This window comes from Novosphingobium sp. KN65.2, assembly GCF_001368935.1.
Classification (GTDB): Bacteria; Pseudomonadota; Alphaproteobacteria; order Sphingomonadales; family Sphingomonadaceae; genus Novosphingobium; species Novosphingobium mathurense.
Genome location: NZ_CCBH010000206.1, coordinates 1 through 18,741, shown reverse-complemented (window position 1 = coordinate 18,741; position 18,741 = coordinate 1). Strand labels below are relative to the sequence as shown.

Genomic DNA, 18,741 nt, shown 5'->3' with positions numbered 1-18,741 from the left:
TGTGGGGGGGGGGGGGGTTTTTCTTTGCCTGCGTCAGATCACTTGAGATAGAAATTGACCGTCGTGACGACGCGGACCTTCTTGTAGGGTGTGTCCGAGACGCCCCAGCCACCGGTATCGCCGTCGCGGGCTTCGACCGAGAAGTAGCCCTGGGTCGCGTTCTTGATGGAGCCGACTTCCGACCCGCTGTCCTTCGCGAACTGCTCGGCTGCAGCGCGCGCGTCCTTGGTCGCTTCGGCCACCATCTCGGGCTTGATGTCGTTGAGCTTGGTGAAGGCATAGGACATGCCCGAGCCTTCCTCGAGCACGACGCCGCGGCGGACCAGTTCGAACTGCTTCCTAACCGCATCCTGCGCGCGCTTGATGTCCGTGCTGCGCAAGGTCACGCGCTGGCGCACAGTGAAGGTTGGTATGCCGTTGTCCTTGTACTGCGACACGTTGACGCCGGTCGGTTGCAGAGCATCGGCCGGGAAGCCGAGTTCGCGGAAGAAGCTGCGGATCTGCGCGGTATCGCGATCGACGCTGCCCTGCGCGTCCGACAGGTTCCCCGCACTGGCCGAATAGGCGATTGTCCAGGTTGCAAGGTTCGCAGTCACGTCGCGTTCGGCCAGGCCGCGCACGGTGACCGATCTGTCGGCATGCTGGGCGCGCTTGAGGCCATCGCCCAGGCCGAATCCGCCAACGACCATGCCGATTGCCAGTATGGTGGAACTGGCCAGCCATCGCTTCGTTGTGGCCTGGGCGAAGAACCCGGTGGAGCGGTCGGCATTATCTGGGCTATGATCAGGCATCGCAGGTCTCCCTCTTGGTCCTGCATTCCTGCCTTCGAACGGCTTTATCTGCGATGAACCGTTTCCTGTTGTCGATGAACTGAAGGAAATTTTGTGCTCAAGTACCTCCACACCATGATCCGCGTCAGCGATCCGGACGCGACGATGCGCTTCTTCGAATTGATCGGTCTGAAGGAAACCCGCCGCTTCTCGAGCGAGCAGGGTCGTTTCACGCTGATCTATCTGGCTGCGCCGGGGCAGGAGGAAGCTGAGGTTGAGCTGACTTACAACTGGCCGGCGGAAGACGGATCGCAGGAAGAATACACCGGCGGGCGCAATTTCGGCCATCTCGCTTTCGCGGTCGACGATATTTACGAGACCTGCCAGCGGCTGATGGATGCCGGCATCGCGATCAACCGTCCGCCGCGCGACGGCCACATGGCCTTCGTGCGCACGCCGGACGGAATTTCGATCGAACTCTTGCAAGGCGACGGACGTCTCGAACCTGCCGAGCCTTGGGTGAGCATGCCGAACGTCGGCACCTGGTAAGCTCCGGTATTACGCGTGCGGCCCATCTTGGGCCCCGCACGCGTAATGTCTCAGGCAGCCCTGGGTAACGGCGACTTGGCGAAGCGCAAGATCGCGTATCCCAACAAGGAAGAGAAAAGCGACCCTACCAGTACCCCGAGTTTGGCCTCTTCGATGAGGAGGGGGTATCTCGGGAAGGCGAGCGCGCCGATGAACAGGCTCATGGTGAAGCCGATGCCGCACAGCACGGACATGCCCCATAGCTGAATCCATGAGGCTCCGGCAGGCCGCGGTGCAAAGCCCAGCTTGTCCGACACGACGATCGCCGAGAAGATGCCAAGTTGCTTGCCCAAGAACAGGCCGAGGGCGACGCCCAAGGGAACCGGATCGAGCAGGCCGTCGAGACCGATGCCGGCCAGCGCCACACCGGCATTGGCAAAGCCGAAAAGCGGGACGATCACGTAACTGTTCCAGGGAACCAGCGCGTGTTCAAGGCGCAGCAACATGCTGTCGCCGCGGTGCAGGGGCTTGAGCGGGATGGTGAAGGCCATCACGACACCGGCGATGGTGGCATGGATGCCGGTGTTGAGCACGCAGTACCACAGGCCCAGTCCCAGCAGCAGGTAAACCCACAAGTGGTGGACGCCGCGCCGGTTGGCGAGAATCAGGCCGGCGAGCATGATCAGCGCGCCCACGCCCCACATCATCTTGATCTCGGCGGTATAGAACAGCGCGATGATGACGACTGCACCGAGGTCATCGACGATAGCGACAGTCAGCAGGAAAAGGCGCAGAGAAGGCGGGATGCGGTTGCCGAGCAGCCCGAGCACGCCCACCGCGAAGGCGATGTCGGTTGCGGCCGGGATGGCCCAGCCACGCTGCATCGGCTGCCCGCTGCCGGCCGTCGCGATATAGATCAGGGCCGGAGCGATCATTCCCGCAGCCGCGGCGAGGACCGGAAGCCGCCGCTTGGCTGCGCTGGACAGTTCGCCGTCGAGGATTTCTCGCTTGATCTCGAGTCCGACGACGAAGAAGAAAATCGCCATCAGTGCATCGTTGATCCACATGTGCAGACTGTCGAGCTTGGCGATCGGCGTCCACGACAGTTCATGGTGGAACACGTAATGGTAGTCGTGCGCAAACGATGAATTCGCCGCGACGAGGGCAAGCCCTGCGACGATGATCAGCAGGACGCCTGCAGATGCTTCACCGCCCATTAACTTTGTGAAAGCGCGTGCCAAATTGTTGGCGAAGTGTCGTTTCAAGCTCATAATTCGGTTTCAGTCAGGCTTTCTGGTGAACTGTTACTTCGAATACTTGCGCGTGACCTAATCGCAGGATCTGGCAAGCGTTCGAAGGATTGGGGGTCATTTGGATTGGATCGAAGCCGTAAGACCAGTCATTACAATCCTGCAACTTTCTGAACGGGAACTTCTTCTGTTCGCTGCGTTCTGGTTTCTTATCGGCGCCATGGATGATGTCGCCGTGGACTTGTGCTGGATCTGGCTGAGGCTGACCAAGCGCGCCTGCGCAGGTTTCATCAGCCGCGAAGCGGCTGAAGCCCCACTCACCGGAAGGGCAGCCGTATTCATTGCTGCCTGGCAGGAGGAGCAGGTCATCGGCCATACCATCCACCATGCGCTCTCGGTTTGGAAGCAAGATGAATTCATCCTCTATGTCGGCTGTTACAGGAACGATCCAGCCACGATTTCGGCAGCCATGGCGGGTGCCGGCAGTGATCCACGCGTCAGGGTCGTCATCCACCACAAGGCAGGGCCGACGACCAAAGCGGATTGCCTGAACCGCCTCTACACCGCCTTGTGCGATGACGAGCGGCGGTACGGATACCGCTTCAAGAGCATAGTCTTGCACGATTCCGAAGACATGGTCCACCCGGCGGAACTTGCCGTCATCGATGGCGCGATGACCGATGCTGAATTCGTGCAACTGCCGGTCTGGCCCGAGCCGCAGCCCAGATCTCCCTGGGTGGGCGGTCACTACTCGGACGAGTTCACCGAATCCCATGCCAAGTCGTTGGTCGTGCGCAATGCGCTGGGCGCGGCCATCCCGGCCGCGGGCGTCGCATGTGGCTTTTCTAGAGACATCATCGCCCGAATTGCCGGACTTCGCCATGCTGAGGGCGTGCCCGGTCCTTTCGCCTCGGACTGCCTGACCGAGGATTATGAACTGGGCGTACTGGTCAGGCGGGAAGGGGGGCGGTCCCGATTCTTGCGGGCACGCGATGCCGATGGTCAGCTTGTTGCCACACGCGCTTATTTCCCTTCTCGCCTCGAAGATGCGGTTCGCCAGAAAACGCGCTGGATCCACGGCATTGCCTTTCAGGGCTGGGACCGCCTGGGCTGGGATCAGGGTTTCGCCGATTTCTGGATGGCCCTGCGCGACAGGCGCGGCCCCCTTACGGCCTTCGTTCTGGGCATGGGCTATGTCCTGCTGGTGGTTGAAGGTGTGCTGGGGATTTTCCGGCTCGTCGGATGGAACTCGCAGGTGGCAATATCGCCATCGCTGCGGATCATGCTCCTGCTTTGCTTTGCCAGTTTCCTGTGGCGCGCAATTGTCCGCTTCGTTTTTACGGCGCGCGAATATGGAATGACTGAAGGTTTGCGCGCGGTGCTGCGCATTCCGGTTTCCAACATCATCACGATCATGGCCGGACGCCGTGCGCTCGTACGCTACATCAAGACCCTGCGCGGCGAGGCGATAACCTGGGACAAGACCCGGCATGACGTCCATCCGGCTCACGTCTCTTCACCGACAGGAAGCACCCGATGAGCGCTCGCAAACAAGTTCGCGGTCAACCGCTGGTGGCGCTGCTCGCGGTTGCGGGCGGTTGGATCGGCGGCCGCGCCGTCACGTGGGAACCGCCGGCCCTGATTCAGGAAGCCGTGGCCAGTGAGGATGTGCATAAGTCGGCAGGCGTCGGGCGGGACGGCGCGTACCGGTTCGACACTGCCGTCGGCCCGCACTCCGTGCCCTTCGCCAGTTCATCGGCCGACCTGCCCATGCGCGAACGGAGCCCGCAACTTGCTTCGCACTTACCGGGTCATGGGCTGAAGCTGGAGCAACGAAGTTACCCCTTGGCCGGTCGTCGACCGCCAGCGTGGCTTCCGATGACCTGGGACTTGGCGGGTATGACGGATAGTCGTCCCACAACACGGGCGGCCTTCCATCCGCAGCCGCGCATCGCGGGCCATGAGCTGCCCGGTGTTCAACTCGCGGCTCAGCCTGCTTCCCCATCCGCGGTCGGGACGGGCGCGATCTCCGGCGACAGACCGGATGTGCCGGATCGAGAAGTACCGGTAACCTTCAAACCCAAACGCTGGTCAGGCGATGCCTGGGCCTTGATGCGCGGGAGCGGAAGTGTGGCGCTCGTCAAGGGAACCTTGCCCGCAACTTACGGGGCGAGCCAGACTGGCGCTGTGCTGCGCTATCGCATCGCCCCGCGCAGTGCTTATCGACCGACGGCCTATCTTCGCTCGACCTCGACTCTCGGGACGGTCCGACAAACATCTGCGGCTCTGGGCTTTGCTGCGCGTCCGGTGCCAACCGTGCCGATCGTCGGCGCGGTCGAAGGACGGCTGACCGACGATGCCGGAAGGCGCAGATTCCAGCCTGTGGCGATGGCAGTGACGGAACTGGCACCGTTCGAACTCGCGATGGGCCTGCGTGGTGAGGCTTACGGCCAGGCGGGCTACGTTGGCGGAAAGTTCGCAACGGCCTTTGCCGATGGGCAATTCCGCGCAGATCGCGCCCTGTTTTCGGCCGGACGCTTCGATACAAGGCTCGGCGCAGGCTTGTGGGGGGGCGTGCAGAAAGGAGCTGGGCGTCTCGATTTCGGACCTTCGGCAACGGTAACGGCGCCGCTGGGTAGGGGAACCTTCGGCCGCGTTGCATTCGATTGGCGCTTCCGTTTACTCGGCAATGCCAATCCCGGTTCCGGGCCGGCCGTGACTCTTTCCGCAGGTTTCTGAATCGCTGCTTTTCTCCGCCGCCACGCTGCGGTAGCGAGATAGCAGTAATGGACGTCTATCTTCCCATCGCCAATCTCTCGGTCAATGGCCTGATCATCGTCGGCCTTGGCGCGATCACCGGCCTCCTCTCGGGCATCTTCGGCGTGGGCGGAGGATTCCTGACGACGCCGCTGATGATCTTCTACGGCATACCGCCAACGGTTGCGGCGGCATCGGCAGCCAGCCAGGTCACCGGCGCGAGCGTGTCGGGTGTCTTCGCGCATACCCGGCGAGGCGGCGTGGACTACCAGATGGGCGCGGTCATGGTCGCAGGCGGCATCATCGGCACCGGGATAGGTGCCTTGCTGTTCAACCTGCTCGCCCAGCTTGGCCAGATCGATACCGTCATCAACATTCTCTACGTCGTCCTGCTTGGATCGATCGGCGGCCTGATGGCGAAAGAGAGCATCCAGTCGATTCGGGCGGAGCGTAGCGGCGTATCGATGGCGGCGAAAAAGCGGCGCCACCACCCGATGGTCGCAAGCCTGCCGATGCGCTGGCGCTTCTATCGCTCGGGGCTCTACATCTCGCCGCTTGCGCCGCTTCTGCTGGGGATGGGAACGGGCATCCTGACGATGCTCATGGGTATTGGCGGCGGTTTCATCCTCGTCCCGGCGATGCTCTACATCCTTGGCATGAGCGCCAATGTCGTGGTCGGAACGTCGCTGTTCCAGATCCTCTTCGTGACGATGGCGACGACGATGATGCACGCTCTTACCACCCATGCCATCGATATCGTCCTCGCTTCGCTGCTGCTGTTCGGCTCGGTGACGGGGGCGCAGTTGGGGGCGCAGTTCGCGCAGAAGGCAAGTCCGGTGAAACTGCGCCTTGTCCTCGCCATCATCGTTCTGGTGGTGGCAGCGCGCATGGCGCTCGGGCTGGGGTACAGGCCGGACGACATCTATACGATGGCTCCGCTATGAGGAACCTGCGGGCTTCCCTGTGCGCGCTGATGGCGCTGTTTCTGCTGACGGGGGCCCGCGATCCGATCCTCGTGCCCGAAGTTTCGCAGCATGAAGTCGATCTTCAACAGGGATTCACCGGCACCGAATTGCTCTTGTTCGGGGCGATCCTGTCGCCGGAAGGTTCCCGCGCGGCGCAGGACTATGACATCGTCGTCGTCCTCAAGGGACCGACCCAGTCGATCATTCTGCGTGAGAAGCAAAAGGTGGCGGGGATCTGGATCAACGCGGCGGGTACCGAATTCCGTTCGGCGCCGTCCTACTATGCCATTGCTTCGACGCGGCCGATTTCCGAGATCGTCGACGACAAGACCGCGGCGATTTACGAGTTGGGCCTGCAATGGCTGCAACTTTCTCCGATCGGGGCGATCAACCCGGAAGAGCAGTCGCGGTTTTCCGCAGGCCTCGTCGAGCTGAACCAGAAAAATGGCCTCTACCGCGAGAGCGAGGGCAGCGTGAAGGTGAGCGAGCAGGTCCTCTACCAGGCGCGCATCGACCTTCCTTCCAGCGTGCCGATCGGTACCTACACGGCTGAAACTTTCGCCATATCCAAAGGTCGCGTGGTTGCCTCGGCGTCCAGCGAGGTCGAAGTGCGCAAGCTCGGTTTCGAGCGCGCCGTTGCCAATTTCTCGGACAACTATGGTTTTGCCTACGGCCTGCTCGCGGTCTTCGTATCGGTGGGCATGGGCTGGCTTGCGGGCCGCCTGTTCGCTCTGATCTGATCCGGCGCTGCGAAAGTCGACCGACGGTGCGACTTTGTGCCGGTGCATTCGAGTGTGCATTTTAGCCGGAAATTAACTCGACAGGCATACGAACCAAGATCCTTGGCGGCTTTCCAGGTGCTTGATGGATCAGATGCGTATCGATGAGTTTGAGCAGGCAACTCCGGCAGAGCGCAAAGTCGATGGGTCGTTCCAACCCGTGACGCGCAAGAGTGCGGCCGAGCCTATCGGTGTGGTCCTCGAAGTCGCAGGCGCCGGATCGCGGATTGCCTTCGATCTCGAGAAGCTGTCGATTGCTTCGCAGGACCCGGATCCTTCCATCGCCCTGTCCGGGCAGGTCGGCAGCCAGATCAAGATTCGCGTCGGCAACGGCTGGCTGCTCGCGAGCGTGCGCAACCAGAAGCAGGACAATTCGGTCCCCGGTGGCATTGTTGCCGACGTCGACTTTCTGGGCGAGGGTGAAGAGGAACGCCTCACCGGACGCATCCACAGCTTCCGCCGCGGTGTTACCTTCTTCCCGGTTCCGGGCGCGCCGGTCTTTTCGGCGACCAGCGAGGACCTTCGCCAGATCTATGCCAGCGACGGACGCAGCGCGATCCAGATCGGCAACGTTTACCCGACCCGCGACATCCGCGCCGGCCTCTATGTCGATGCCATGCTCGGCAAGCACTTCGCACTTCTGGGCTCCACCGGTACCGGCAAGTCGACCAGTGCCGCGCTGATCCTGCACCGCATTTGCGAGCACGCGCCCGAAGGCCATATCATCATGGTCGACCCGCATGGCGAATATTCCGCGGCATTCCGCAGCACCGGCGTGATCCTCGACGTCTCGAACCTGCAGATGCCCTATTGGCTGATGAACTTCGAGGAGCACTGCGAAGTCCTGCTGACTTCGCGCGGAGACGACCGCCAGCTCGACGCCGAAATTCTGGGCAAGTGCCTGCTCGAGGCTCGTTCCAAGAACAGGCTCGCCGAGCAGATGGGCAAGATTACCGTCGATTCGCCGATTCCCTACCTGCTTTCGGACCTCGGCAACATCATCAGCAACGCGATGGGCAAGCTCGACAAGGGCCACTCCAGCGCGCCGTACATGCGCATCCGCAACAAGCTCGACGAACTGAAGGGCGATCCGCGTTACCAGTTCATGTTCTCCGGCATGCTTGTCGGCGATACGATGGCAGACTTCATTTCGACTCTGTTCCGCCTCCCTTCGCGCGGGCGGCCGATCTCGATCATCGACGTTTCGGGCGTCCCTTCCGACATCACCTCGACGGTCGTCGCCGTGCTCAGCCGTCTCGTCTTCGACTTCGCGATCTGGTCGCGCGAGGAAAAGACCCGCCCAATCCTGCTCGTGTGCGAAGAAGCGCATCGCTACGTACCCAACGAGAAGAATGCCGACGGTTCCTCGGTCGGACGCATCCTGTCGCGCATTGCCAAGGAAGGCCGTAAGTACGGCATTTCGCTCGGCCTGATCACGCAGCGCCCGTCCGACCTTGCCGAAGGCGTGCTGTCGCAGTGCGGCACGATCATCTCGATGCGTCTCAACAACGACCGCGACCAGGCCTTCGTGCGCGCGGCCATGCCCGAAGGTGCGCGCGGCTTCCTCGATTCGATCCCGGCGCTGCGCAACCGCGAGTGCATCATCTGCGGCGAAGGCGTTTCGATCCCGATCCGCGTCTCGTTCGACGACCTCGAGGAATTCAAGCGGCCTGCGTCTGAAGACCCGTCCTTCACCCAGCTCTGGAATACGTCCGGAGGCGAGGAAGAGATGGTCCAGCGCACCGTTCAGCGCTGGCGCGCGCAGGGTCGCTGAACGAAGGGCGCCTAGTCCTTCGCGAAAGCGCGCCGCCAATTGCCCTTCGTATAGTAGGCGATCGTCAGCAGCATCGAGGCCATGCCTCCTACCGGGAAGGCCCACCAGACCGCATCGCCGCCGATCTGCGGGTATAGCGCGTAGTAGAAGCCAAGGCGCGCCGGGTAGAGCGCGATGGCCATGATCACCAGCGGCGCCACGACGGCGCCGTAGGCTCGCATGGTGCCCGACAGGATCATCGTCACCGACATGAACAGGTAGGCGCAAGTGCAGATGAGCTGGATGCGTTCGGCAATCGGCATGGCCGGGCTGTTCCCGCCCAAAAACAGGGCAAGCAGCGGATGGTCGGCCAGGACGATGATCGCGGCGAGCGTGGTGGTCATCGCCAGGTTGCTCAGCACGCCGACGCGGGTCACGGCGCCGACGCGGGCGTGATTGCCCGCTCCCAGCGTCTGCGCCACCATCGCACTGACGGCCGAGCCTACGGCGAAGGCGGGCATCTGCAGGTAGTTCCACAGCTGCAGCGAAGCGCCATAGGCCGCGGCGGCGTTGAGCCCCTCGCGGTTGACCAGCCCGATCATGATGACGCCGGCCGATGAGAACAGCAGCATCTGCGCACCCATCGGCACGCCCTTGGTGACGATGTAGCGAAGCTCCTCGCTGCGCGGGATCACATAGCGCAGTTCGGCCCCGCGCAGCCGCAGCGGCAGGTCCTTGCGGTAGATCTGGCGGATCTGGAACAGCGTGCCCGAAAAGTTGGCGAAGGCCGTCGCCATGGCCGACCCGGCGATCCCCAGCGAGGGCACGGGCCCCAGGCCCATGATCAGCAGCGGGTTGAGCACGATGTCGAGCATGACCGTCAGGATCATCGCGTAGAGCGGCGTCCTGGAATCCCCGGCCCCGCGCAGGGCCATGGAAATGACCATCGACATCACCCCGAACGGCACGGTGACGAAGATCACGCGCAAGTAGGCGAGGGCCTCCTTCACGCTGGCCTCGGGCGTGGCCAGGGCGTTGAGCAGGGCCGGCGAGAAGATCCAGCCCAGCGCGCCGGTCACGGCGGACAGGGCCATGCACAGGCCAAGCCCGGTGCCGAATGTCGCGCGCAGCGCCTGGATGTCGCGCGCGCCGAAGTGCTGGCCGACGCGCACGGTCGTTGCCATGCCCAGACCGATCGTTGCGGCGATCACCAGGAACATCACGAGATTGGCATTGGCCGTTGCCGCCAGCGCGCTTTCGCCCAGCAGCCGGCCGACCCAGATCGTGTTGATCGAACCGTTGAGCGTCTGCAGCACGTTCGACAGCAGCATGGGAATCGAGAACAGCAGCAGCGTGCGCAGGATCGGTCCCTGCGTCAGGTCCCCACGCTCGGTCTTGCCGGGAGTGCGCTCGGCAAGGGCCTCCGCTTCCATGGGTACGGCTTCGCTCATGTTCCCCGCGTGTCACCCCAGAGATGGATGTGCAGGCGGTCGGTGAAGCGCAGGCCCCGGGTCATGCACAGGTCCGCCAGCCAGGCGGAGCGCTGGCGCACGACCTCGCTCGAGCGGCCTTCGGGCATCAGGAAGATGCGCTCGCCGGGGATCGCATGGGCCTGCTGGAGGGCAAGCACTTCGTCCAGGTCATCCGGCACGGCGATGACGAACTTGAAGAAGGCCCGCGGATCGGCCGACCATGCGGCGAGGCGTTCGGGGATCAGCGCAAGCTCCGCAGGGTTGCCGCTGTGGGCAAGCTTCGGGCTGACGTTGAACTGGTGGATCAGCGGATCGAGCGCGGCATGGGGCGCCACCGAGCCATTGGTCTCGATCTCGACATGCATGCCGGGGCGCATCGCGTTCAGTTCACCGATCATCCGGGCAAGCGCGGCGCCCTGCAGCAGCGGTTCGCCGCCGGTGACCACGAGCCGATCCGGGGGCAGGGCGGCAACCTGCGCCGCCACGTCCGCTTCCTCGAGCGTGAGCTGGTTCGCCTTGCGCTCAAATGCCGTGTCGTCGCGGTGGGGCCGGTTGTCGCCTTCGAAGCGCCAGGTGTAGGCCGTGTCGCACCACTGGCAGGCAAGGTTGCAGCGCGAGAGCCGCACGAAAGTGCTCGGCCGCCCCATCGACGCGCCTTCGCCTTGCAGCGAGGCGAAGATTTCCGGTTCACCCGGCGTGGTCGTGGCAAGGATCAGGGGCATCGCGGGCGGGTTTCGGTTCCGACAGGTTTACACGGTTTACACAGTCCAGAGGCAATTGGCGCCGCTCAGTGGGTCGCCTTGATTACACCTGCTTTGCAATGGGTTCGAGCGCACGGGCATGGCGCCACAGTGTCAGACCCTGGCCTTGTAGGAAACGGCTAAGTTCCTTTCCGGGGGCAGGGTGGGGCGTATGCGCCGACCGACCCGGCATGAGCGGAGCAAGGCAAGGTGCCTCGCAACGTTCCGCCTGCTCCGGGCCTGTCGAAGCGCACAGGCCTTGCCGTTACCCCAGGCGCGCCAGCGCTGCGGCAAGGCGCTCGGCTTCGGCCGTGTGGTGCGCATGGTCGGCGCGGGCCTTTTCGACCGCCTCGGGCTTGGCTTTCTCGACGAACTTGGGGTTCGACAGGCGGCCTTCCAGCGACTTGGCTTCCTTCTGCGAAGCTGCCAGCGCCTTTTCGAGACGGGCCTTTTCCGCTGCGATGTCGATCACGCCTTCCAGCGGGATCGCCAGCATCGCATCGCCAGCGCCGACCTGCAGCAGCGCGCCGGCGGGGGCCGCTTCGAAGTGGATCGCGTCGAGACGCGCAAGGCGGTCGATCGCCGCGCCGTTGCGCCCGACGATCGCCCTGGTCGCGTCGCTGGGATCGGCAAGGTAGGCGGTCAGGCGCGCACCCGGCGCGATGCCGAGTTCGGCCTTGGCGCCGCGCAGGTTGCCGATCAGCGCGATCAGCCACTCGACCTCGGCCTTCGCCGCGGCGTCGACCGAGGCGTTCGGGGCGGGCCACCTGGCGGTGATCAGCGGGTAATCGCCGCGCTCGCCCATCTTGCTCCACAACTCTTCGGTGACGAAAGGCATGAAGGGGTGGAGCATGACGAGGATCTGGTCGAGCACCCATCCGGCGACGGCCTTGGTCTCCGCGTCGAAGTTGCCCTTCACCAGTTCGATGTACCAGTCGCAGAACTGGTCCCAGACGAAGTGGTAGATGGTGTTCGCCGCCGCGTCGAAGCGCAGTTCGGCCATGGCCTTGTCGAGCTCGGCCAGGGTCTCGACGACTTCGCCGATGATCCACTTGTTGACTGCTGTCGTGGCCGCCGGGGCTTCCACCGAGGTCGAGGCGCCGATGCCGTTGCTCTGGCAGAAGCGGGCTGCGTTCCACAGCTTGGTCGCGAAGTTGCGGTAACCCTCGACGCGTTTTTCATCCATCTTCACGTCGCGGCCCTGGCTTTCCATGGCCGACATGAAGAAGCGCAGCGCGTCGGCGCCGTACTTGTCGATCAGGCCGAGCGGGTCGACGACGTTGCCCTTGGACTTGGACATCTTCTGCCCGTCCGCCGCGCGCACGAGGCCATGCAGGTAGAGCCGCTTCCACGGCACTTCCTTCATGAAGTGAATGCCCTGCATCGCCATGCGCGCATCCCAGAAGAACAGGATGTCGAAGCCGGAAACGAGCAGGTCGTTGGGATAGTGCTTTTTGAGCAGCGGCGCGTCCTCGTTCGGCCAGCCCAGCGTGGCGAAGGGCCAGAGCGCCGAAGAGAACCACGTGTCGAGGACGTCCTCGTCGCGGGTCAGCTTCTTGTTGCCTGCCAGCGCCTGCGCTTCTTCCTCGGTCTCGGCGACATAGACTTCGCCGTCCTCGGCATACCAGGCCGGAATGCGGTGGCCCCACCAGAGCTGGCGGCTGACGCACCAGGGCTGGATGTTCTCCATCCAGTTGAAGAAGGTCTTTTCCCAGGTCTTGGGGACGATCTCGATCTTGCCCGAGCGCACCGCCTCGAGCGGGGGCTGGGCCAGCGTTTCGGCATCGACGTACCACTGGTCGGTCAGCCACGGTTCGATGACCACGCCGCCGCGGTCGCCGAAGGGGGTCTGGATCGTGCGCGGCTCCGCGTCGTGCTCGACTTCGTTGCCTTCCTTGTCCTTGGTGACGTGGGGAATGAGGAAGCCCAGTTCCTTCATTTCGGCCACCACCGCATCGCGCGCAGCGAAGCGCTCCATGCCAAGGTACTTTGCGGGGATCAGGCCGTCCGCGGTCTGCACCACGTTGGCTTCGGCATCGAACATGTTGAGCATGTCCGCAGGCTTGATCCCGGCGCGCTTGCCGACTTCGAAGTCGTTGAAGTCATGCCCCGGGGTGATCTTCACCGCGCCCGAACCCAGTTCCGGATCGGCGTGCTCGTCGCCGACCACCTTGAAGCGGCGGCCGGTGATCGGCTGGAGGATCTCCTTGCCGATGACGGCCTTGTAGCGCTCGTCCTCGGGATGGACGGCCACGGCCATGTCAGCCAGCATCGTTTCCGGGCGCGTGGTGGCGACCTCGATGTAGTCCTGCCCGTTGGCCAGCGTCACGCCATCGGCCAGCGGGTACTTGAAGTGCCAGAAGCCGCCCTGCATCTCGCGCGTCTCGACCTCGAGGTCGGAGATCGCGGTCTTGAGCTTGGGGTCCCAGTTCACCAGCCGCTTGTCGCGGTAGATCAGGCCCTGGTTGTAAAGGTCGACGAAGACCTTCACGACGGCCCTGGTAAAGTGCGGGTCCATGGTGAACTGCTCGCGGCTCCAGTCCATCGAGCAGCCCAGGCGGCGCAGCTGGCGGGTGATCGTGCCGCCGCTCTCGTGCTTCCATTCCCAGACCTTGTCGACGAAGGCCTCGCGCGAATAGTTCGTGCGCTTGTCCTGTTTCGCTTCCATCTGCCGCTCGACCACCATCTGCGTGGCGATGCCGGCATGGTCGGTGCCGACCACCCACAGCGCATCCTTGCCGCGCAGGCGCTCGTAGCGGATCACGATGTCCTGCAGCGTGTTGTCGAGCGCGTGGCCGATGTGCAGCGAACCGGTGACGTTCGGCGGCGGATTGACGATGGTGAACGGCTGCGCGTCCGGACGCTCCGGGCGGAACAGGCCGTTGTCTTCCCAATGGGAATACCACTTCGCCTCGATCGGGGCGGGGTCGAAAGTCTTGTCGAGCGCAGGGGCAGGATTCTGGTCGGTCATGGCGCGGCGCTTTGCCAGTGCAGGGCAAGTCGCGCAAGTTGCCAGTGCGGCAGGTCGCAGGTCTTTGCCTTTGTTTCGCCGTACCCGCCTGCGAAAGGACGGGATCGACGTGGCGGCGAACATTTCGTCGCAGCCGGGGAACCTCTTGCCGGTCCACGGTTTTTCCCCCAAGACGAGCGCACATGCGGGAATGGGCTGAATTCACTCTGTCGGAAAGCGACGAAGGCGGTGTTCCGACTCTGGCACTGCAGGGGCCGCTGCGCGTACATTCGCTGGGCGACCTCGAGGACAAGCTCGAGGCGCTCGACGGGCATTTTCAGCAGATCGACCTCTCCGGCGTTACCGACATCGATACGACCGGCGCGTGGCTGGTTTCGCGATTTGCGGACCGGCGAGGCGTCGAGATCATTCATGAAAGCGAGCAGGCCCGGCGCCTCTTCGCCGCCATCGGCAGCGTCGAGGGTGAGGAAGCGGAGCTCGAGCCGCCGCCGCCGCTGCTGCGCCGCACGGTCGCGGAATTCGGCGGTGTCGTGACCCTGTGGGGGCGCGGAGCGATGAGTGCCGTCGCCTTCCTGGGCGAACTGATCATGAGCCTGGGCACGATCGTCCGGCATCCCTCGCGGCTGCGGGTCAAGTCGCTGGTCCACCACATGCAGTACGTGGGCATCAACTCGCTGTGGATCATCAGCCTGATGAGCTTCCTCATCGGCATCGTCATAGCCCAGCAGGGCGCGGTTCAGCTCGCCCAGTTCGGTGCGGAGATCTACACCATCAACCTGACCGGGCGCCTTTCGATGCGCGAACTGGGCATTCTGATGACCTCGATCATGGTCGCGGGTCGCTCCGGTTCGGCCTTCGCGGCGCAGATCGGCACGATGAAGCTGACCGAGGAAGTCGATGCCATGCGCACGATCGGCGTCTCGCCGATGGAAGCGCTGGTGGTGCCGCGCGTGCTGGCCTCGATGATCATGATGCCGCTGCTCGGCTTCTGGTCGGCGATCCTCGCGATCATCGGCGGCGCCTTCATCTCGAATTTCGCGCTCGACATTCCGTTCTGGACCTTCCTGCAGCGTACCCAGGCCGTGGTACCGATCACCGACGTGTGGATCGGCCTGCTCAAGGCCCCGGTCTTCGCGCTGATCGTCGCGCTGGCGGGTTGCTATCAGGGCATGCAGGTGACCACCAACGCCGAGGAAGTGGGCAGCCGCACCACCCAGTCGGTCGTCACCGCGATCTTCACCGTCATCGTCCTCGACGCCTTCTTCGCGATCTTCTTCACGGAGATCGGCTGGAAATGAGCGATACCCGGGAATATCCGATCGAGGTCGAGGGCCTGCGCAACGCCTTTGGCGAGCATGTGATCCATGAGGATCTCTCGCTGAAGGTCCGCAAGGGCGAGATCCTCGGCGTCGTTGGCGGCTCGGGCACCGGCAAGTCGGTGCTGATGCGCTCGATCATCGGGTTGCAGCGGCCCACCGCGGGGACCGTCACCGTGCTCGGTCATGACATGCTGCGTGCCGACGACGAGGACGAGATCGATATCCGCTCGCGCTGGGGCGTGCTGTTCCAGGGCGGCGCGCTGTTCTCTACGCTGACCGTGGGCGAGAACGTCGAAGTCCCGCTCAAGCAGTTCTACCCGGAAATCTCCGATCACCTGCGCGAGGAGATCGCCCGCTTCAAGGTCAAGCTCTCCGGCCTGCCCGAAGAAGCGGCCTTCAAGTATCCCAACGAGCTGTCGGGCGGCATGAAGAAGCGCGCCGGCCTTGCCCGTGCGCTGGCGCTCGATCCCGAACTGCTGTTCCTCGACGAGCCGACCGCGGGGCTAGACCCGATCGGTGCGGCCGCCTTCGACAAGCTGACGCGTGAACTGAAGGAAACGCTGGGCCTGACGGTCTTTCTCATCACGCACGACCTCGATACGCTTTACGCGATCTGCGACCGTGTAGCGGTGCTGGCGGACAGGCAGGTGATCGCCTGCGGGACGATTCCCGAGCTGCTGGCACTCGATCACCCGTGGATCCAGGAATATTTCAACGGCCCGCGCGGCCGCGCCGCACTGGCGGCCAAGGGCGATCCCGAAGTGCACCCGGAACATGCAGGGTCAGGGCTCGTTGATGAAGACAAGACCGAAAGGGGCGAAGGGCAGACCATGGACAAGTCCGGAAAAGCGGGGGCATAGGCACGGGACATGGAAACGCGCGCCAACAATGTCTGGGTCGGAGCCGTCACGCTGGTGCTGCTGGCGCTGCTGGCGGCCTTCATCATATGGATTGCCCGCCTCAATGAAGGCGAGCGCAACGAGTACGACATCTTCTTCAAGCAGTCGGTCGACGGTCTCGCGAAGGGGTCCGAGGTCAACTACGCGGGCGTTCCCGTGGGGCAGATCTCGCAGATCGAACTGTGGCCCAAGGATCCCAGCTTCGTTCGCGTACGCATCAAGGTGGACGAAAAGGTTCCGGTGACGGTGGGCACCAGTGCCACGATCCAGGGGAGCTTTACCGGCGTTTCGGACATCCAGCTCGAAGGCGCGGTCAAGGGTGCGCCGATGCTGACCGAGCCGGGCCCCGAGGGTGTGCCGGTCATTCCGACCAAGCGCGGCGGCCTGGGCGAGATCCTCTCCAACGCACCGCTGTTGCTGGAGCGTCTCGCGACCCTGACCGAAAGCCTGAACCAGCTTCTCTCCGAGGAGAACCGGCGTTCGATCACCGGCATCCTGAGCAATACCGACAAGATGACCCGCGACCTCTCGCGCGCCACGCCGCAGATCGAGGCGACCGTGCGCGAGCTGGAGGGGACCCTGGAACAGGCGACCAAGACGCTGGCCGCTTTCGAAGGCGTGGCGACCAAGGCGGATTCGCTGCTGGGCAGCGAGGGCAACTCGCTGGCAGCGCAGCTGCGCGCCACGCTGAGTTCCGCGCAGAAGTCGATGGACCAGCTCGACAAGACGATGGAGACGGCCCAGCCGGCACTGCGCCAGGTTTCGCAGCAGACGCTGCCCGCCGCGGAAGCTGCGATCCGCGATCTTCGCGCGACGAGCAAGGCGCTGCGCAACGTGACCGAGAAGATCGACGAGCAAGGCGCCGGTGCGCTGCTCAAGGGCCAGAAACTGCCGGACTACAAGCCATGACGGAAATGAGTATGGGGAATGCGATGAGCGGCTGGCTGAAGTCCGGCGCATGGCGCGGGGCGATGATCGCCGCAGCCTGTCTGGCGCTGCCGGGATGCATCAGCCTGGGCGCCAAGGTGCCCGAACAGCTGATCAAGCTGACGCCCGATGTCAGTGCCCCGGCCGGGGCGACGGCCAGCGGCCAGCTCAGCGATGCCATCGTCGTACTCGACCCCGAGGCCGACCGCAGCCTCGATGTTCTGCGCGTGCCGGTGCAGATCAACGAATCCAGCGTTGCCTATCTCAAGGACGCTTCATGGATCGAAAAGCCTACCCGGCAGTTCCGCAACCTGCTTGCCGAAACGCTGCGCGGGCAAACCGGCAAGCTGGTCGTGGAGGGTGGAGACTTCGAGGTGACCGGCAAGACGCTGATCGGCGGGCGCCTGCTCAACATGGGCTACGATGCCCCGAGCAGTTCCGTTGTGGTCCGTTTCGACGCCATGCGCCGCGTTCCCGGTGGCGAGATCGTGACGCGTCGTTTCGAGTCCGTGGTCAACAACGTTGAGCCGAAGGCGGACTGGGTCGGTCCGGCGCTGAACCAGGCGGCGAATGACGTGGCTCGGCAGGTCGCGCAGTGGGTCAAGGAAGACTGACGCGCTGCCGGCTATTTGCAGCGTTGCGTAATTCCACGGCTAGAAAAATATCAGGCGTGGTTGCAGTAATGTGCAGTCCATGAAGCTTCCTTTCTTTCTGAGAAGAGGTAAGCAGAAAATAATTCTCGGCAACCTTTTGTTGCGTTGTTATGAAATGGATTGCATCCGCACTTTAGCGGGATTTTGAAGGCGCGCCGTGCAATCTGTGTGTTGCTGCGTTGCAACACGTATCCTTTGAGCCACACTTTCGATCATCTCCATGGATTGACTGCGTTTTCTCCACTCCGTACGCGGCGCCACCCCCCGGTTCTGCCGGGCAGGGAGGATAAGAAAATGCAGGAGAATTACATGAAGAAGTTCGCCATTGCCGGCGCCGCTGCCGCGCTGTTCGTCGTTCCCGCCGCTGCCAACGCCCAGGCGTGGGTGCAGGCTGAGACCGGCCTCGACATCATTTCCGTCGGCGGTGAGTCGGACGAAGGCGTGAGCTACGGTGCTTCGGTTGGCTACGACGTCGCGCTCTCGGGCGGCATGTTCGTTGGCATTCAGGGAACCGTTGCCGACAGCAGCACCAAGGAGTGCGCACGCGACGTGGACGTTGCTGGCGACAAGCTTTGCGCGAAGACCGGTCGCGATCTGGCTGCCGTTGTTCGTCTGGGCACCAACGTTGGTGAGAGCACCAAGCTCTATGTTCTCGGTGGCTACGCCAACGGCCGCGTTCGCCTGACCTATACCGATGGTGTCGACAGCACTTCGATCGGCGACAATGGCGACGGCTTCCGTCTGGGTGCCGGTGCACAGTACACGCTGAGCAACAACATGTTCGTGAAGGGTGAATACCGCTACACGAACTACGAGAGCGACTTCAGCCGTCACAACGTACTGGTCGGCCTCGGCTTCCAGTTCTGATCCTTGTCCCGCAGGGATAGGGTGAGGCGCCTCTAGTCTCGCCCAACCACAAGCATGTGAACCCGCCCCCGCTTGCGGGCGGGGGGGGGTG

Annotated in this window: 16 protein-coding genes; 11 read left to right on the top strand and 5 right to left on the bottom strand. The window is 63.6% G+C overall.

Annotated elements, in window-relative coordinates; all coding sequences use genetic code 11:
• Positions 1–38: 38 nt before the first annotated feature.
• A complete protein-coding gene (locus SPHV1_RS22325) occupies positions 39–791 on the bottom strand; it encodes an SIMPL domain-containing protein (protein WP_231634821.1) in 753 nt (250 codons plus the stop codon).
• A 93-nt stretch (positions 792–884) separates the two neighbouring features.
• On the opposite strand from SPHV1_RS22325, the gene SPHV1_RS22320 reads away from it, so the two are divergent.
• On the top strand, positions 885–1,319 hold the full coding sequence (locus SPHV1_RS22320; RefSeq protein WP_054948201.1) for a VOC family protein: 435 nt from the start codon (positions 885–887) through the stop codon (positions 1,317–1,319).
• A gap of 50 nt (positions 1,320–1,369) precedes the next feature.
• On the opposite strand, the gene nhaA is transcribed toward SPHV1_RS22320, so the two are convergent.
• Positions 1,370–2,569, bottom strand: coding sequence for a Na+/H+ antiporter NhaA (gene nhaA, locus SPHV1_RS22315; protein ID WP_082431116.1), 1,200 nt, complete (start codon positions 2,567–2,569; stop codon positions 1,370–1,372).
• A 100-nt stretch (positions 2,570–2,669) separates the two neighbouring features.
• Here nhaA and SPHV1_RS22310 point away from each other — a divergent pair, with 100 nt between their 5' ends.
• The 5 genes from SPHV1_RS22310 to SPHV1_RS22290 all read left to right on the top strand — a co-directional run bounded on the left by SPHV1_RS22310 (position 2,670) and on the right by SPHV1_RS22290 (position 8,823).
• Entirely contained in the window at positions 2,670–4,088 is a 1,419-nt protein-coding gene (locus SPHV1_RS22310; protein WP_054948199.1) for a glycosyl transferase family protein, read from the top strand.
• Entirely contained in the window at positions 4,085–5,287 is a 1,203-nt protein-coding gene (locus SPHV1_RS22305; RefSeq protein WP_054948198.1) for a hypothetical protein, read from the top strand. The genes SPHV1_RS22310 and SPHV1_RS22305 overlap by 4 nt, the downstream gene beginning before the upstream one ends.
• Positions 5,288–5,334: 47 nt before the next feature.
• Positions 5,335–6,249, top strand: coding sequence for a sulfite exporter TauE/SafE family protein (locus SPHV1_RS22300; protein ID WP_054948197.1), 915 nt, complete (start codon positions 5,335–5,337; stop codon positions 6,247–6,249).
• A complete protein-coding gene (locus SPHV1_RS22295; protein WP_054948196.1) occupies positions 6,246–7,010 on the top strand; it encodes a TIGR02186 family protein in 765 nt (254 codons plus the stop codon). The genes SPHV1_RS22300 and SPHV1_RS22295 overlap by 4 nt, the downstream gene beginning before the upstream one ends.
• A 124-nt stretch (positions 7,011–7,134) precedes the next feature.
• A complete protein-coding gene (locus SPHV1_RS22290; protein WP_054948195.1) occupies positions 7,135–8,823 on the top strand; it encodes an ATP-binding protein in 1,689 nt (562 codons plus the stop codon).
• Positions 8,824–8,834: 11 nt separating this feature from the next.
• Here the strand turns inward: SPHV1_RS22290 and SPHV1_RS22285 are convergent, their stop codons facing one another.
• The 3 genes from SPHV1_RS22285 to SPHV1_RS22275 form a co-directional block, all read right to left on the bottom strand.
• Positions 8,835–10,253, bottom strand: coding sequence for an MATE family efflux transporter (locus tag SPHV1_RS22285; protein ID WP_231634820.1), 1,419 nt, complete (start codon positions 10,251–10,253; stop codon positions 8,835–8,837).
• Positions 10,250–10,996, bottom strand: coding sequence for a 7-carboxy-7-deazaguanine synthase QueE (locus SPHV1_RS22280; RefSeq protein WP_054948194.1), 747 nt, complete (start codon positions 10,994–10,996; stop codon positions 10,250–10,252). Before SPHV1_RS22280 ends, SPHV1_RS22285 begins: the two co-directional genes overlap by 4 nt.
• Positions 10,997–11,279: 283 nt before the next feature.
• On the bottom strand, positions 11,280–13,985 hold the full coding sequence (locus tag SPHV1_RS22275) for a valine--tRNA ligase (protein ID WP_054948193.1): 2,706 nt from the start codon (positions 13,983–13,985) through the stop codon (positions 11,280–11,282).
• 182 nt (positions 13,986–14,167) lie between these two features.
• Here SPHV1_RS22275 and SPHV1_RS22270 point away from each other — a divergent pair, with 182 nt between their 5' ends.
• The 5 genes from SPHV1_RS22270 (at position 14,168) to SPHV1_RS22250 (ending at position 18,650) form a co-directional block, all read left to right on the top strand.
• Complete coding sequence (locus SPHV1_RS22270; RefSeq protein WP_054948192.1) at positions 14,168–15,283, top strand: ABC transporter permease; 1,116 nt, start codon at positions 14,168–14,170, stop codon at positions 15,281–15,283.
• The gene (locus SPHV1_RS22265) at positions 15,280–16,164 is read left to right on the top strand and encodes an ABC transporter ATP-binding protein (RefSeq protein ID WP_054948191.1); all 885 of its coding nucleotides are present in this window, start codon (positions 15,280–15,282) and stop codon (positions 16,162–16,164) included. The genes SPHV1_RS22270 and SPHV1_RS22265 overlap by 4 nt, the downstream gene beginning before the upstream one ends.
• Positions 16,165–16,173: 9 nt before the next feature.
• On the top strand, positions 16,174–17,112 hold the full coding sequence (locus SPHV1_RS22260) for an MlaD family protein (protein WP_054948190.1): 939 nt from the start codon (positions 16,174–16,176) through the stop codon (positions 17,110–17,112).
• A 23-nt stretch (positions 17,113–17,135) separates the two neighbouring features.
• On the top strand, positions 17,136–17,744 hold the full coding sequence (locus tag SPHV1_RS22255; RefSeq protein ID WP_231634819.1) for an ABC-type transport auxiliary lipoprotein family protein: 609 nt from the start codon (positions 17,136–17,138) through the stop codon (positions 17,742–17,744).
• Between the two features lie 348 nt (positions 17,745–18,092).
• Positions 18,093–18,650: an outer membrane protein gene (locus SPHV1_RS22250; protein ID WP_054948188.1), complete on the top strand. Its 558-nt coding sequence runs from the start codon at positions 18,093–18,095 to the stop codon at positions 18,648–18,650.
• The last annotated feature ends 91 nt before the right edge of the window (positions 18,651–18,741 follow it).